This is a genomic window from Salinicoccus siamensis (assembly GCF_042429615.1).
Lineage (GTDB): Bacteria > Bacillota > Bacilli > Staphylococcales > Salinicoccaceae > Salinicoccus > Salinicoccus siamensis.
Map to the genome: position 1 here is coordinate 41,797 of NZ_JBHMAH010000006.1, position 16,334 is coordinate 58,130.

Annotated in this window: 16 protein-coding genes, 1 other RNA gene and 1 riboswitch; of the genes, 11 read left to right on the forward strand and 6 right to left on the reverse strand. The window is 43.2% G+C overall.

Annotation, left to right across the window (positions count from 1 at the left end; genetic code table 11):
- Positions 1–196 precede the first annotated feature (196 nt).
- The 3 genes from ACFFLE_RS02905 to ACFFLE_RS02915 form a co-directional block, all read right to left on the reverse strand.
- Positions 197–424, reverse strand: a complete 228-nt coding sequence (locus ACFFLE_RS02905) for a hypothetical protein (RefSeq protein ID WP_380569666.1) — start codon at positions 422–424, stop codon at positions 197–199.
- 58 nt (positions 425–482) lie between these two features.
- Positions 483–1,223: an SDR family NAD(P)-dependent oxidoreductase gene (locus tag ACFFLE_RS02910; protein WP_380569667.1), complete on the reverse strand. Its 741-nt coding sequence runs from the start codon at positions 1,221–1,223 to the stop codon at positions 483–485.
- Positions 1,224–1,353: 130 nt separating this feature from the next.
- A complete protein-coding gene (locus tag ACFFLE_RS02915; protein WP_380569668.1) occupies positions 1,354–2,145 on the reverse strand; it encodes a general stress protein in 792 nt (263 codons plus the stop codon).
- A 200-nt stretch (positions 2,146–2,345) separates the two neighbouring features.
- Here ACFFLE_RS02915 and ACFFLE_RS02920 point away from each other — a divergent pair, with 200 nt between their 5' ends.
- Both ACFFLE_RS02920 and ACFFLE_RS02925 read left to right on the forward strand, forming a co-directional pair.
- The gene (locus ACFFLE_RS02920) at positions 2,346–3,197 is read left to right on the forward strand and encodes a helix-turn-helix domain-containing protein (RefSeq protein ID WP_380569669.1); all 852 of its coding nucleotides are present in this window, start codon (positions 2,346–2,348) and stop codon (positions 3,195–3,197) included.
- A gap of 233 nt (positions 3,198–3,430) precedes the next feature.
- Positions 3,431–4,021, forward strand: a complete 591-nt coding sequence (locus tag ACFFLE_RS02925; protein ID WP_380569670.1) for a YfbU family protein — start codon at positions 3,431–3,433, stop codon at positions 4,019–4,021.
- Between the two features lie 41 nt (positions 4,022–4,062).
- On the opposite strand, the gene ACFFLE_RS02930 is transcribed toward ACFFLE_RS02925, so the two are convergent.
- Complete coding sequence (locus tag ACFFLE_RS02930; RefSeq protein WP_380569671.1) at positions 4,063–4,464, reverse strand: general stress protein; 402 nt, start codon at positions 4,462–4,464, stop codon at positions 4,063–4,065.
- A 146-nt stretch (positions 4,465–4,610) separates the two neighbouring features.
- A riboswitch (purine riboswitch) is annotated at positions 4,611–4,711 on the forward strand.
- Between the two features lie 77 nt (positions 4,712–4,788).
- Here ACFFLE_RS02930 and guaB point away from each other — a divergent pair.
- Both guaB and guaA read left to right on the forward strand, forming a co-directional pair.
- Complete coding sequence (gene guaB, locus ACFFLE_RS02935) at positions 4,789–6,258, forward strand: IMP dehydrogenase (RefSeq protein ID WP_380569672.1); 1,470 nt, start codon at positions 4,789–4,791, stop codon at positions 6,256–6,258.
- A gap of 15 nt (positions 6,259–6,273) precedes the next feature.
- Positions 6,274–7,824 carry a glutamine-hydrolyzing GMP synthase gene (guaA, locus tag ACFFLE_RS02940; RefSeq protein ID WP_380569673.1) on the forward strand — a complete coding sequence of 517 codons (1,551 nt, stop codon included), beginning with the start codon at positions 6,274–6,276 and terminating at the stop codon, positions 7,822–7,824.
- A 201-nt stretch (positions 7,825–8,025) separates the two neighbouring features.
- Here guaA and ACFFLE_RS02945 read toward each other — a convergent pair whose 3' ends face one another.
- Together ACFFLE_RS02945 and ACFFLE_RS02950 are read right to left on the reverse strand one after the other, a co-directional pair.
- Positions 8,026–8,526 (reverse strand): flavin reductase family protein, encoded by a 501-nt coding sequence (locus ACFFLE_RS02945; RefSeq protein WP_380569674.1) that lies wholly within the window; start codon positions 8,524–8,526, stop codon positions 8,026–8,028.
- A 23-nt stretch (positions 8,527–8,549) separates the two neighbouring features.
- Complete coding sequence (locus tag ACFFLE_RS02950; protein WP_380569675.1) at positions 8,550–8,927, reverse strand: cytochrome-c oxidase; 378 nt, start codon at positions 8,925–8,927, stop codon at positions 8,550–8,552.
- 166 nt (positions 8,928–9,093) lie between these two features.
- Between ACFFLE_RS02950 and treP the strand changes: the two genes are divergently transcribed.
- From treP to recR, 7 genes are all read left to right on the forward strand, one after another.
- Entirely contained in the window at positions 9,094–10,542 is a 1,449-nt protein-coding gene (treP, locus tag ACFFLE_RS02955) for a PTS system trehalose-specific EIIBC component (protein WP_380569676.1), read from the forward strand.
- Positions 10,543–10,565: 23 nt separating this feature from the next.
- Entirely contained in the window at positions 10,566–12,209 is a 1,644-nt protein-coding gene (treC, locus tag ACFFLE_RS02960) for an alpha,alpha-phosphotrehalase (protein ID WP_380569677.1), read from the forward strand.
- A 55-nt stretch (positions 12,210–12,264) separates the two neighbouring features.
- Positions 12,265–12,993, forward strand: a complete 729-nt coding sequence (gene treR / locus ACFFLE_RS02965; RefSeq protein ID WP_380569678.1) for a trehalose operon repressor — start codon at positions 12,265–12,267, stop codon at positions 12,991–12,993.
- A gap of 45 nt (positions 12,994–13,038) precedes the next feature.
- An RNA gene (ffs, locus tag ACFFLE_RS02970) (signal recognition particle sRNA large type) lies at positions 13,039–13,305 on the forward strand.
- A gap of 123 nt (positions 13,306–13,428) precedes the next feature.
- Complete coding sequence (gene dnaX / locus ACFFLE_RS02975; protein WP_380569679.1) at positions 13,429–15,087, forward strand: DNA polymerase III subunit gamma/tau; 1,659 nt, start codon at positions 13,429–13,431, stop codon at positions 15,085–15,087.
- 78 nt (positions 15,088–15,165) lie between these two features.
- The gene (locus tag ACFFLE_RS02980; protein ID WP_380569680.1) at positions 15,166–15,489 is read left to right on the forward strand and encodes a YbaB/EbfC family nucleoid-associated protein; all 324 of its coding nucleotides are present in this window, start codon (positions 15,166–15,168) and stop codon (positions 15,487–15,489) included.
- Positions 15,490–16,086, forward strand: coding sequence for a recombination mediator RecR (gene recR / locus ACFFLE_RS02985; protein ID WP_344702021.1), 597 nt, complete (start codon positions 15,490–15,492; stop codon positions 16,084–16,086).
- The last annotated feature ends 248 nt before the right edge of the window (positions 16,087–16,334 follow it).

Sequence of the window (16,334 nt, forward strand, 5' to 3'; positions counted from 1 at the left end):
TCAAGGGGTTTTTACATGCTTGAATTTTTTTCAGGTGAAGTGAATAAAGAGTCTTCCGAAACTAATGCTCGATGAACGCAGAGATTATCAATAAGCGCTATTCCTAATCACAATGGCGGTCGTTTATAGTCAAGTTACTGATAAGCAAGAAGCTCAAATAAAATTCTTGTTGGGAAAAGTGTAATTTTAAAATATGCTATCCATTAAGTTGATCATTAACAGATATCATCACAAGGTCGTGTAGATTCTTTCGGAACACTTCTTCGTAATGATCTAGGAACGTATCAGTATTCTTTCTCATAAACTCATAAACATCTGAATCTTGTTCAGATACCAACTGATTAAAATCATCTTTCGTCTCTTTAACAGTCAGTTCTGCTGCTTTAGGGACTAACTCATCAAACTTGATTGTAACATTTTCCATGTCATCACCACCTCCCTTTAAGAAGAGCACCAATTGATATCAAAAGGTTTCCTCTCTTTTAACGTCCGACTGTCCAGCCTCCGTCTACTTTAATTTCAGCTCCCTGCATATAGTCTGATTCGTCTGAAGCCAGAAAAACTGCTGCGGCGGCTATTTCATCCGGCTTGCCGGCTCTGCCTGCAGGAATATCTTTTAGCCTTTCATCTTGGATGCCTTCAGTCATAGGTGTCTCAATGAAACCTGGAGCGATTAAATTGGATTTGATGCCTTTATGGCCGAAATCATAGGCCAATTGTTTGGTGAAGCCGCTGATTGCGTGTTTACTCGTTACATAAGTGTTGCCACCCGCACCAGCGACAAATGTCGATTGCGATCCGATATTGATGATGGAACCTTTGCCCTTTTCTAAAAGTATGGGAATGATTGCTTTTGTGACAAGGTATGGCCCTTTGACGTTTACATCCATCAATTTATCAAAATCCGCTTCATCCGTTTCAATGATGTTATTGTAGGCATCATGGATGCCTGCCCCGTTATACAGTACATCAATAGTGCCGTATTCCTTCACTATTCTATCAACACCATCTTTAACCGAAGCTGTATTTGTTATATCCATTTGTACGAAGATTGCTTCTCCGTTTTCTTTTTCGATATCTGTGACGAGGCTCTGGCCGTGCGCTTCATTGGTTCCGACTATAGCGACCTTGGCACCTTCTTTTGAAAACATTTTAGCAGTAGCTTCTCCAAGCCCTGATGTACCGCCTATGACTACAGCCACTTTGTCGTCTAGTCTTCCCATTCTTTTTTCCTCCTTGATTATTTTAAAATCTGATTATCTCTAAATGAATCTGAAACCCTCTTCGATACCCATCTATCGGTAGTGGGAATGAATACCCCCCCACGGTTTGGCATCGTAGGGGGGGTAATCGTTAAAATCCATTCCTCTTATCATTCTCGTCTGTGCGCCTACGTTCTACAGATTCGTCATGGGAATCTGGTGTCACAGTTTTGTCGACATGTACCTCTTGTGTACCGGTCGCATTTTTATCATTATGCCCTGTGAACGTCTTTTGGGAATTAGGTTCTACAGTTTTATTGACGTGCATTTCCTGTGTCCCAGTCTGGTCCCCGTCTTTTTCGTCAGTATCCGGATTTGACGATGATTCCTCTTCAAGTGAACCTTCCATATGATGGGTGTCGACTAAATCTTGATTACGAGGTGTTTCAGTCATCTCTTCATCTAGGATACGAGTTTTATCTTTCTCATTCTCATTGTCGTCCAACTTGTTTGTGGCATAGACAGCGCCTGGAGTCGAATCAGGTATGTTCGGCGTGTGCCCTTTATCGACACGGTTTTCATCCGTTTCGAGAAGTGGGTCTGTTGGAGCATCAATCGTGGCTCCTTTTTCTTCGTCGCTAACGTAAAGCAGGATTTTTCCACTATCCAGTGCTTCTTTATATTCCTTTTCTTCTTCAGTGCTGAGATTCAATTCAGTCATTACGTGATCTTCAGGACTTTCGGATGAGAACCAGGCGACGATTTTATCCCAAGTGGTCCCGTCGGCATTCTTGTAATTGACATCGTTGTAATTTACAGAAGCCCCTTCGATATTCTGGCTGGAAATCACCGTCATCTGCTTCTCTTTGATACCTTCTTCCTTCAACCCTTCGATTCTACCTGTCAATTCCTGTTCGTTCAAAAATGTTTCAATCTTACGCATCGTCCATCCCTCCATCTTATTGGGTTCAATCATCATCTAATTATACTGGAATATAAATTGACTGAAATATATCCTGCTATTTAGTAGGTTTTTCATACAATATTCATATACCCTGCACAATAGGGCATAAACTCACCTTCGTAATTTGATGGACGCATAACCTCATGCTGTGGAATAATATCAAAAAGGGGTGACATTCATTGGAAAGTATCGGAAGTAGAATCAGGATGAGAAGAAAGATGATCGGATTGTCCCAAACTGCCTTAGGCAGAGGGATTGTCTCCCAGTCAGTAATCTCAAGGTTGGAAAATGATCAATTTGATATATCGTTGGATAAATTGATGCGTATAATGGAGCGATTGAATCTAAGCCTCCATGATGTGTTCTGTAATGGGGAGAAGACACCTGCAAAAATGATACAAGAAGCTTTGGATACAGAAAGAAGGAGACAGGATTTCACCAAAATTAAAAGTATATTGGAGAAGCACAATCAAAAAACCTGGAGTCAGACACCTGATCTCGAAGGATATAGGCATTGGCATGAAGGTTTGGTGGAGTATTCTAAAGGACATCTAGAAGTGGCACAGGAGAAGATTTCCCGGGCAATAGAAAAGAACAGGACAAATGAATGGATGTATGAAGCGGTGGCGGAAATGTATCTGGCTAAGGGGAACATCCACCATCTGATGGGGAAAGAAGGTATTGATTTCTATAAGGAAGCTGAGTACTACTATCAGAAGTCAGGGCGGAAATCCTATAGGTTAATCGTGAAGATACTCTATAATTTGAGCACTGCGTATTATAGGCAGGGGGAGTACGGCAAGGTTCTGAAATACTCGGATAAAAGTATAGAAATTCTGAACAGATATGAATCCACTCATCTCATGTGTGAGACGCTCTATAACCGGTCGATGGCCGAATTTCAATTGGGTAATAAAACAGAGGCTTTAAAAATCATTGATGAAAGTAAACATATATTCAGAATGGGAAGGAAGTTGGAAATGGCGCAAAGATTGAATAATTATTCTGAAGAGAATATTTTAGGTAACTAGCTATCTTATTCATAAAGCGCGACTTAAAATATGGATAGGATGCTTAAAGCATCTAAATACAAGGGGGAATTAACATGAAGGATGTCCATCAGAAAAATTCTGTTGTGTCATGTGTTCTGGATAATCTAAAAAAGAAGTGTGTGCAAGAATCGAGAAGGGACCGGGCGAATGGGTACAGATGTCTGGATTGTATCTTCTAGATGAACGGATTGAATAATAAGAGCATTCGATTATTGATTTTTAATCAGTTCAAACTGTTTAGTATACTTGAGCCTTCCAATAAGGAATCCTATAAATATTATATGGATATTCTTACAGAAGGGATCATAAAACACTATCCTGATATTCTGGAGTGCATCTGCAGTGAAGGGGATGAAGTGCAATCAGAAATTTCGGATGAAGTCGATCTCCTGATTGAAATGTTCAATAAGATTGAAAGTGCAGTCAACTTCATGGAAAAAAGCCAAAAAAGAATCATAACCGATAAATATCATGTGCATTTCAATGGCTTTGATCCTGACAATAACAAGGAAATTCAGCATTATACATACTTTAACTTTCTGAAGCGGTACGGGGAGGTGTGTGGGGAAGAAAGGAGTGATGCCTTCAATCTTTCACTGCATCACTATAGGTGGATGATTAAAAAGTATGAACCATATATGCATTCCAACACTCTTTCTGTGAAACAGATAAAACGCATATGTCTGAAGAAAGGGGATGAGTCACAAGTTTTGAGACCCGTCTACCGCGATTTTTCAGAAGCAGCTGTAGGCCATGGTATGCATGTCATAAAAGAACCTGAATTATACCTGCACGATAATTAAAATATAAAAAGTACGATTCGGTCCATAACCGAATCGTATTTTTATTCTAAGTCTCTGGTACTGTCCTTGAAATCAGCCTCTGCACTCTCTGCACTCTCTGTCCTTTCGTCTTCTTCTTCTCTCTCTTTCTTTTCAAGATCAGAATAGATGAGCAGATAGTTGCCTTGGCTTATTTTGAAAAGGTACCTCTCAATTTCGTCCTCGTCCAATTCAAAATCATGGAGATAGCGTTCGGCAGGTTCATTTCTGGATAATATCTCCTTAAGCCCTCTCTCATCGGGCACATGCATATGAAAGTGGACTTCCATATATTCGAGTGCATCGAACTCAAGATCATCCCTTCCGAGGAGATGTATATCGTCTTCATAGTAGTCTTCGGCTTTCAACTGTGTAATCCGGTCTAATACCGACTCTTGACTATCGTAGAGTTCAAAAAAATTCACAACGGCCACCTCATATCTTCTATTAGCTTTTTATGATGTTTTCCCTTTGTAGCGAACTGGTAAACTTAAATGATTATTATTTAAATTTTCGGTATTTTCCGCATATCAGCAAATGCATTGTTTATGTTGCTGCTTTTTGCTATCATAAATAATTAAATATTTTATTTCATATAATCATAATGATATGGATTATGAGTTTCTATGCTTTACCTTAAATGAAGCTACTATGGAATATCAAGTGAATGTCCGAATGGGGCTGTTTTTTCATTGTTCCTATCATATGTGTTTTATTGAGGTGCACTAATTCAAATAGGAGGCAATAAAATGTGGGAAAGTAAGTTCGAAAAAGAAGGTTTGACATTCGATGATGTGCTGCTTATGCCGGCACATTCAGAAGTACTGCCTAAAGGAGTGGACTTGTCAGTCCAACTCTCGGAGAAGATCAAGCTCAACATTCCAGTATTGAGCGCAGGCATGGATACCGTCACAGAATCTGCAATGGCTATTGCCTTGGCCCGCCAAGGCGGCCTCGGTGTCATCCACAAAAACATGTCGATCGAACGCCAACGCGACGAAGTCCAAAAGGTGAAACGCTCAGAAAATGGTGTCATCACCGATCCATTCTTCCTGACTAAGGAGGAACAAGTCTTTGCGGCAGAACATCTGATGGGAAAATACAGAATTTCTGGTGTGCCTATAGTAAATGATCCCGATGAAAAGAAACTGATCGGCATCATCACCAACCGTGACCTTAGATTCATAGAGGACTACTCCAAGCCGATAGATGACGTCATGACGAAGCACAATCTTGTCACTGCCGGTGTTGGCACAACGTTGAAGGAAGCAGCCCAGATCCTTCAAGACTACAGGATTGAAAAACTGCCCCTAGTTGATGAAGATAACACATTGAAAGGCCTCATCACGATAAAAGATATCGAAAAGGTTATAGAATTCCCCCAAGGTGCAAAAGATGACCAGGGGCGCCTATTGGTGGCTGCAGCCATCGGTATCGCAAGGGAAACCGACAAGCGCGCTGAAGAGTTGATTTCAGCAGGTGTCGACGCGCTCGTCATCGATACGGCCCATGGCCATTCAGAAGGTGTGTTGAATTCAATTGCAGATATACGCAAAAAGTTCCCAGACATCACTCTTATTGCAGGTAATGTGGCGACTGCCGAAGGTACGAAAGCACTGATCAATGCAGGAGTGGATGTAGTCAAAGTAGGCATCGGTCCAGGTTCAATCTGTACAACGCGTGTCGTTTCAGGTGTCGGGGTCCCTCAAATCACAGCCATCTATGATGCTGCGACGGAAGCGCGTAAACACGGTAAAGCCATAATCGCAGATGGCGGCATCAAACTGTCCGGTGATATCGTCAAAGCACTCGCTGCAGGCGGCCACGCTGTAATGCTCGGAAGTCTTCTGGCAGGCACAAGCGAATCCCCAGGTGATACTGAAATATTCCAGGGCAGAAGATATAAGACTTATCGCGGTATGGGTTCTCTCGGCGCGATGGAGCAGGGCTCAAAAGACCGTTACTTCCAGGAGGATTCTGAAGCTAAGAAATTCGTTCCAGAAGGTATAGAAGGCCGTACAGAGTACAAAGGCCCACTTAGTGATACAATCTATCAGCTGATGGGTGGCCTCAGGTCCGGCATGGGTTATACTGGATCTGCAAACCTTCAGGAATTGAGGGAAGAATCCCAATTCATTAAAATCACAGGTGCCGGGATGGTCGAAAGTCATCCACATGATGTGCAGATTACTAAAGAATCCCCAAACTATTCTAGATAGGAGCACTGTTTAAAGATGGAAATGGCTAAAGAACAAGAACTGATCCTGGTAATCGATTACGGAAGCCAATACAACCAGCTCATTACACGACGCATCAGGGATCTTGGCGTCTATAGTGAGCTCCATAACCCGAGCATCACACTCGAAGAGATAAAAGAGTTGAACCCACGCGGCATCGTCCTCTCCGGTGGACCACGGTCCGTCTATGCGGATAATGGCTGGACCGTCGATCCCGGGGTATTCGATTTGGATATACCTGTGCTTGGCATCTGTTATGGCATGCAGCTCATCACACACCTTAATGGTGGAGAAGTCGTAGCCTCTGACGAAAGAGAGTTTGGTGCGACCAATATCACTTTAGACTCTGAAGTGGCATCTCCATTATTCAAAGGACTCAATGAAGTTGAGACTGTCCTTATGAGCCACAGTGATAAAGTTACCCGCATCCCTGAAGACTATACAAAGATAGCTGAAACATCGAATTGCCAGTACGCTGGTATTCAGCATAGAGATAAGGATATCTACGGAGTGCAGTTCCATCCCGAGTCCAAACACACGGAGAACGGAGATACATTCATCAAAAACTTCATCCGGGATATCTGTAAATGTCATGGTGAGTGGACGATGGATAATTTCATCGATATCGAAATTGAAAAGATTCGTGAAACAGTCGGCAATCGGAAAGTGCTTTGTGCCATGAGTGGCGGAGTCGATTCCTCCGTTACAGCAGTATTGATGCACAGGGCAATCGGCGATAACCTCACGTGCATCTTCGTCGATCATGGACTCCTTAGAAAAGGTGAAGCGGAAATGGTTATGGAACACTTTGGTGAAGGTTTCAATATGAACATCATCAAAGTGGATGCGAAAGACCGGTTCATGAACAAACTTAAAGGCGTCAGCGATCCAGAACAAAAGCGCAAGATCATCGGCAACGAGTTCATCTATGTATTTGATGATGAAGCATCCAAACTTAAAGATGTGGACTTCTTGGCGCAAGGCACACTGTATACGGATATCATCGAATCCGGTACGGAAACTGCCACGACCATCAAATCCCATCATAATGTAGGTGGCTTGCCTGAAGATATGCAGTTCAAGCTGCTCGAGCCACTCAACACATTATTCAAAGACGAAGTGCGCGAGCTCGGCATCGAGCTTGGGATTCCTGAACACCTTGTATGGAGACAGCCGTTCCCAGGTCCTGGCCTCGGCATCAGAGTCCTAGGTGAAATCACCGAAGAGAAGCTTGAAATCGTCCGTGAAAGCGATTGGATTCTTCGCGATGAAATCGCCAAGGCAGGACTCGATCGGGAAATATGGCAGTACTTCACTGTACTTCCAGACATCCGTTCAGTTGGTGTTATGGGTGATTACAGAACATACAACCATACCATCGGCATCCGGGCCGTTACAAGCATCGACGGTATGACAAGTGAATTCGCGAAGATCGATTGGGATGTGCTCGAACGCATATCCAAACGCCTCGTCAATGAGAGCGAGCAGATCAACCGGGTCGTATATGACATTACAAGTAAACCACCTGCCACGATCGAGTGGGAGTAGAGGAGTAAGGAATCAAGAGCGACTTTGCTTGATTTAGAGGGATTTGGTTTGTTTAGGCGAAAGTTTAAGCAAATAGTTCCCTGCCATTTACCCTTGCGAAGTGAATTTTTGACCAATATAAGGGAATTAAAAGACAAGAAAAAGGAGCTAAATCCCATGGGATTTAGCTCCTTTTTAGTTAATATGATTTATTTTAAAAAATTATTCTTCATGAAAGCTTTGTGGAAAACCAGTGAGTTTTCTTTTGTGATATAAAAGAGGTGCTTTATCTTGAACATCAATATTAAAAACTTCACCGATTAAAACGACATGATCTCCAGCCTCCACCTTTTTAAAAACTTTACATTGCAATGAAGCCATCACATCAGAAATAATCGGCAAATCTTGTTCAGATAAACGCCACTCACACTTGCTGAATCTGTCTTCTTCACTTCCAGCAAATGTAGAAGCTATGTCTGTTTGGTTGCTTGCTAAAATATTGACTGCAAATTGATCAGTTTCCATAAACTTATCAAAAGTTGAAACAGCGTTGTCGATTGACCATAAAACAAGGAGCGGGTCTAATGAGACGGAGGCGAATGAATTCACTGTCAATCCGATGGGTTCATCATTTTCATCAACAGTCGTTACAACGTTGACACCAGTTGGATAATTAGACATTGCTTCTTTAAATGAATTTACTTTTTCAGTATAATTTTGCATGTTATTATCTCCTGAACTAAAAATTAAATTGCAGTTTGATGCAAGTTTTTCCACAAGTTAATTGCAAAAATAATCGTAGCAATAACGATTAAGATACCACCAACACTCATTGCTGGAATTCCTAAAGCATTGTTGCCAAGACCAAAAGCAATTAAGCCAATTAACATGATAGGTAATCCAATATTGTGAAGCCAAAAATGAGTTTTAGCCAAAATGTTTTCTGTGAGATTAGGGAAAGCTTGATAAATTAAGCCAAATAACGTCATTGAAACCCAACCTAATAAATTGACATGTGCGTGAGTAGAGACGAATTGATACAAACCTGCCATCCCCATAACCATGCCTAATACGACACCAATTACAAAGTATAAACTTGAAATTTTAATAAGTTTTATTCCCAATTTTAAGCACTCCTTAAGTTATAATTACATTTTAGACACGGTAGCTGAAATTTTATTTAACACTTCTATGCATTTTTTTATACCACCATCTTATGAAAGCCTTTACACAACATGTCTATACATGATATAATTACACCGAAATATAATAAAGGGGAGAGTGAACAGGATGGCAGTGAACAGAGATGATGTTAAAGCGATAATCGAAGCGATCGGCGGCAAGGAAAACGTTAATGCTGCTACGCATTGTGTGACACGCTTGCGGCTTGCATTGGAAGATGAATCGAAAGTGGATAAAGAAAAACTCGACTCCATAGATTTGGTTAAAGGGTCATTTGCGGCCAATAACCAGTTTCAGGTAGTTATTGGCCAGGGCACAGTGAACGAGGCCTTCAAGATCTTTGAAGAGGAGACTGGCAGAGGCGGCGGCTCTAAAGATGAAGTGAAGGCTGCAGCTGCCCAGAAGATGAACCCACTTCAGCGTTTCATCAAAGTGCTTGGCGATATCTTCATCCCGATTCTGCCGGCCATCGTAACGGCGGGTCTGCTTCTTGGTGTCAACAACCTACTTACAGTAGAAGGTTTGTTTTGGGAAAATGAATCCGTCATAAGTCAATTCCCAGGCATCGAAGGTATCGCAAGCATGATCAACTTCATTGCAGTCGCGCCATTCATCTTTCTGCCTGTGCTGATCGGCTGGTCGGCCATGAAGGTGTTTGGGGGCAATCCTCTGCTCGGGATTGCTTTAGGTGTCGCACTGTGTCACCCGGATCTTGCCAGTCAGTACGGTCTATTTGATGCGGAGGCAGGGGAGCTTGCTGAAATTCCCACATGGAACTTCTTTGGACTTCAGATTGAACAGTTAAACTATCAGGGGCAGGTCCTCCCAGTGCTGGTCGCAGCATGGCTGCTTGCCAAAGTGGAGAATTTCCTCGATAAACGTATCCATGATATGTTCAAGTTGCTTCTGGTTGCACCGATTGCGCTGCTTGTTGTCGGCATTCTTACATTCACACTAATCGGACCGGTCACGTTATTCCTGAGCGGCATCATCTCAGACAGCATCGTATGGTTGTTTGAATCTGCAGGAATATTGGGCGGAGCAGTATATGGATTGTTCTATGCTCCACTTGTCATTACAGGACTTCACCATATGTTCCTTGCGATGGACCTTCAGCTCATCGGAACTACTGGAGCGACCTATCTATGGCCAATTCTCGCAATCTCCAATATCGCCCAAGGTTCTGCAGCATTCGGCGCATGGGTCATCTATCGTCAACAGAAGAAGAAAAAAGAAGAAGGTCTGGCCATGACTTCTGGCATCTCAGGCTGGCTTGGGGTTACTGAACCCGCAATGTTCGGTGTGAACCTCCCCCTTAAATATCCATTCCTTGCAGCAATCCTGACAACTTCAGTGGTCGGCGGAATATTCGGCATGAATGGTCTGACGGCGGCGAGTGTCGGAGTCGGCGGGGTGCCAGGCGTCATCTCAATTACTGAAGGTTTCTGGCTCCTGTTTACAATCGGCATGCTGATTGCGATTGTCGTACCATTCCTGCTTACCCTACTCTTTTCAAGATTCGCCAAAGAGAAGACCAAGGATATGGTGGATGAATAAAAAAATTAAAAGGAGTTTTTATAATGACGTCTAAAGACTGGAGGAAATCGGTCGTTTATCAGATCTACCCGAAATCATTCAATGACACGACCGGAAGTGGTCGGGGGGATATCAGAGGTATCATCGAGAAGCTTGATTATTTCAAGTTTCTCGGTGTGGATTATCTCTGGTTGACGCCGGTGTATGAATCGCCGATGAATGATAATGGTTATGACATCAGTGACTACTATGAAATCAATCCTGAGTTTGGCACCAAGGAAGATCTGAAGGAACTCCTCGCTCGGGCCCACGATAAAGGCATCAAGATTATGATGGATATCGTCATCAACCACACTTCCACCCACCATAATTGGTTTGTGGAATCAAAAAAATCCAGAGATAATGAATATCGTGATTATTATATATGGAAAGACGGCACCTACGACGCCCCTCCTACGAACTGGGAATCTAAATTCGGCGGCAATGCATGGACTTATGACGATGATACGAACCAGTATTACCTGCGCCTCTTTGATGTGACCCAGGCAGACTTGAATTGGGAAAATGAAGAAGTACGCCGTAAAATCTACGATATGATCAACTACTGGATAGACTTTGGAGTCGATGGGTTCCGCTTCGATGTCATCAATCTGATCTCCAAAGGCGAATTTCAAGATGCTGATGGGCCGGGCAAGGAATTTTATACGGATGGCCCTAAAGTTCATGAATATATAAAAGAGTTGAACCAGGAAACATTCGGAGGCAAAGATATCATGACGGTCGGGGAAATGTCTTCGACGACCATAGAACATTGCCTGAAATATACACGTCCAGACAGAAACGAGTTGAACTCGGTGTTTACATTCCATCATTTGAAGGTGGATTATCCGGGAGGAGAAAAGTGGGCCTTGGCCGATTTCGATTTCCTGCAACTGAAGCGGATCTTGATGGAGTGGCAGGAAGCAATGGACCAGGGAGGCGGATGGAATGCAATTTTCTGGTGCAACCATGACCAGCCCCGGGTCGTCTCCCGATTCGGAAGTGACGCCACTGAAGAAGATAGGGTGCTCAGCGGTAAGATGCTTGCGATTGCACTGCATGGCCTGAAAGGTACTCCCTACATTTACCAGGGGGAAGAGATTGGCATGACAAACCCGGGCTTCACCCGCATTGATCAATATTGTGACGTCGAGAGTTTGAACGCATATACATCAATGAGGGGAAAGGGTATGAGCATTGACCTTGTCATGAAAATTCTCGCTTCAAAATCGAGGGATAATTCACGCACGCCGATGCAGTGGAATGATTCGAAGCATGCTGGCTTCACGGAAGGATATCCTTGGATAGAAGTTGCTGATAATTATGGGACCATTAATGTAGAAAAAGCATTGGAAGACGAAAATTCAATTCTCCATACCTATAGGAAGCTAATTCAGTTGAGGCATGAAAGAGATATTCTGACCTATGGTGATGTCAGACCACACCTCATGGGCGATGATGATCTATTTGTGTACGAACGCCTATATGAGGGCGAGCGCATTACAGTGATAGCCAACTTCCGTAATAGGGATGTCGAGTACCCGCCAGATGTTGAGCGTGGAGGAGAAGTGCTTATCTCCAACTATGATAAGACAGCAGATGTGCTCAGGCCTTTCGAAGCGTTGATGATTTATGGACAAGACAGCTAGAAAAAGTTAATATGTATATGATTTATATACATCCTAGGAATGGCCGGTGAACAGAATGAACATAAACAAGTATAATCATATATATCAGGTGCTATCGAGTGACATCGCTGAAGGTAAGTATAAAGTGGGTAGTGTACTGCCTTCAGAACACACCCTTGTCAGCATGTTCGAGGTCTCCCGCGAAACAGTGAGAAAAGCACTCAATCTGCTTCGGGAAAATGGATATATCCAGAAAGTGAAGGGGAAGGGTTCAGTCGTCATCTTCAATCCTGCCATGGATTTCACTGTTTCCCACCTCACAAGTTTTAAAGAAATACAGAGCCTGAAGACAACCCAGTACTCTACTAATGTTGTCGAATTGGAGCAATATCTTGCACAAGATTTTCCGAAAGTCATGGATGCGTTAAAACTTGAACCTGATGAGAAGGTTTGGCAGCTTATCCGGGAACGCAAATTCAACGGCAAGACGCACATCGTTGATACTGATTTCTTCATGGTGGGTATAATGCCCGGACTTACAAAGGAAATTGCAGAAGACTCCATCTATGAATATATTGAAGGTAAATTGGGGCTGACAATCGCCTATTCCCATAAGGAAATCACCTTCGACCCGATGAACGAAAGGGATCTCGAGTTGTTTGGAAACGCTCTGCCCAGATATACTGCGACTGTTCGTTCCATCGTTCACTTGAGTGACGCCCAACCATTTCAATATAATATCTCCAAGCATCTGGCCAATGAATTCAAGTTCATCGACTTTTCACGCAGGTTTCATGGAGAGTAGCATTTATCTTGCATTCGATGGTTGATTTTGATATTATATAACGTGCCGTGCTAAGTGGGGAGGTAGCGGTGCCCTGTACCTGCAATCCGCTCTAGCAGGACTGAATTCCGCTTCTGAGGGTATTCGGTGTGAGGACTGCCTCAATATCATCAGTGTTGAGATTCCGGTCCTATGCAATAGAACGTCACGAACTATGTCAGGTCCGGAAGGAAGCAGCATTAAGTGGCCCATTCTATGTGCCGTAGGACAGCCGGAGTTGAGCTGATGTTTTGAGTAACGCTTGTGCCGAAAATTCAAGGAAGCGGTGCACGGTTACATAATGTATGACTGCATCTGATGATGCAGTCATTTTTTAATGTTTTCCTTTAAAGGTGGACAGTGTTTATATATGATATAATTATTGGCATGGAAGAATCATTACGGAGGTGCTGCTGAATGGAATACCAGGCGTTATATCGGGCATTCAGACCGCAGAAATTCGAAGATGTCGTCGGTCAGAAACACGTAACGAAAACTTTGAAGAATGCAATAATCAGGAATAAGGAATCCCATGCCTATCTGTTCAGCGGACCGAGGGGCACGGGTAAGACCAGCATTGCGAAAATATTTGCAAAAGCATTGAACTGCAACTTCGGTACTGATGGGGAACCGTGCAACGAGTGTGATATATGCATGAGCATTACAGAAGGCAGTGCGAACGATGTCATTGAAATAGATGCTGCAAGCAACAACGGTGTAGATGAAATCCGGAACCTCAGGGAAAAGGTGAAGTATGCACCTTCTGAAACAAGATACAAAGTATATATCATAGATGAGGTGCACATGCTGACGACGGGTGCATTCAATGCCCTTTTGAAGACTTTGGAAGAACCACCCGGTCACGCCATATTCATATTGGCGACGACTGAACCCCATAAAATACCAGCTACCATCATTTCCCGAGCCCAACGCTTTGATTTCAAGTCAATTGAAATGAGGGAGATTACAGAACGACTCAAGTATGTGGCTGAAAGCGAGACGCTGGAGTACGAGGAAGAAGCAATCGAATATATTGCACGCGCCTCAGAAGGGGGCATGCGGGACGCGTTGAGCATCATGGATCAGGTCATCGCCTACAGCAATGATGTCATAACGTTGGACGATGCCATCATGATCACGGGCGGAATCAAATCCGAAGAGCTGAACACTTGGCTCAAAATGATTGACCAGCGGGATTCAAGGCAGGCATTCATCAGATACCATCAGTTCATCGAAGAGGGTAAGGACCCTACGCGGCTGGTTCATGAATTGGTCTACTATATAAGGGATATTATCCTGATGAAGCATGAAGGCGATATCGACGAGGATACTGCCTTTGTGCACACTGAGGATAAGATGTTATATGAAATGATAGATGTGCTCAATGATGCCATGGTGATGATGCGCTTTTCCGTCAACACCAGTGTACATCTTGAAGTAGTCATCGTTAAACTGATTCAGGTACTCAACCGTAATGACCAGGCGAACGTACCTCAGGCAGTCGACCTTTCGCACATTGAACAGAGATTGGCTGAAATCGATAAAAAATTGGCGGATCAGCCAAAGGATACACCAAGAACGCAAACGGCAGAGCCACCAAGAAAGACATCAAACCAAATGGCTAAAGGGTTCTCGCTTCGTCAGATAGAAAAAGTGCTGGATCATGCCAATAAAGACGATCTTGTTAAACTTAAAGATGACTGGCCCAAGGTCTATCAGCATGTCGAGGAAAAGGGATACCATGCGCTCCGCTCACTCATTAAAGATTCAGAACCCGTTGCTGCGAGCGATACACATGTATTGCTCAAGTTTCAAAGCGACCTGCACAGTGATCTGATAAACAAGGATGAGAAGAAAAGGAAGGAGTTGGAGGAAGTCATTCCTTCCATTATAGGGAAGGATGTAAAGGTGGTTGGCGTCCCCGACTCCAGCTGGCTGCAGGTTAGACATGATTATATCCAGGAGAAGAAATCGAACCGGAAAAAAGAGGGACCTGAAGCTTCTATAACAAAAGAGAAGAAACCTTCCGATGTCGCCAAGGAGATATTCGGCGATGATATAGTGGAGACCCGTTAAGGATATCTGTTTATAAAAGCTTTCATTTCGTATATACTATTATAGAAGAAATTTAAAACTAATTGGAGGAGAATATATATGGCTGGCGGAATGAACAATATGCAAGGCATGATGAAGCAAATGCAGAAAATGCAAAAGAAGATGCAGGAAGAACAGGAAAAACTGAAAGAAGAAAAAATTGAAGGTACAGCTGGCGGCGGCATGGTCAAAGTGACTGTTTCCGGACATAAAGAAGTATTGGATGTCGAGGTGCAGGAAGAGGTTGTGGATCCTGAAGACATCGAAATGCTCCAGGATCTGATCGTAGCCGCAACCAACGAAGCAATGACGAAAGCGGATGAACTTACAAGCGAGCGTCTAGGAAAACATACTAAAGGCATGAACATTCCGGGAATGATGTAGATGCATTATCCAGAACCAATATCCAAGCTGATAGACAGTTTCATGAAATTGCCGGGCATTGGGCCGAAGACTGCCCAGCGTCTGGCATTTTATGTACTTAATATGAAGGAAGACGACGTAGTCAATTTTTCGCGGAGCCTTATGGAGGTGAAAAGAGACCTCCAATTCTGTTCTATCTGTGGACATATCACCGATGTAGATCCATGCTACATCTGCCAAGATAAGAGTAGGGATCGTTCCATAGTATGTGTCGTTCAAGATACGAAAGATGTTATAGCTATGGAGAAGATGCGTGAATATCAAGGGTTGTACCATGTCCTGCATGGGGCAATAAGTCCAATGGATGGCATAGGCCCTGAAGATATCAATGTAGCTACGCTAATAGAACGCTTGAAGGATGAACAGATAAAAGAAATCATCCTGGCCACGAACCCGAACATCGAAGGCGAGTCGACAGCGATGTACATCTCGCGACTCGTAAAACCGATAGGGGTTAGGATAACGCGTCTAGCCCACGGTCTTCCTGTAGGCGGAGACTTGGAGTATGCAGATGAAGTGACACTGTCGAAGGCGATAGAATACCGGACGGAACTGTAGAAAGGTCGGGGGTTTCAAAACAATTTGAAGCTCCTGGAACTTTTTTAAAAAAACCCCTTGCATTAATTGAACAGACCCTGTATAGTTATATCTTGTCGGACGAAACACATACCGACACAACAAACGTTACTATTTAGTTAAAAAAGATATAAATAAGTGTTGCATTCCAAAATGCGACATGCTATAATAGTAAAGCAGTCAACGAGAGAACATTGAAAACTGAATGACAATATGTCAACGTTAATTCC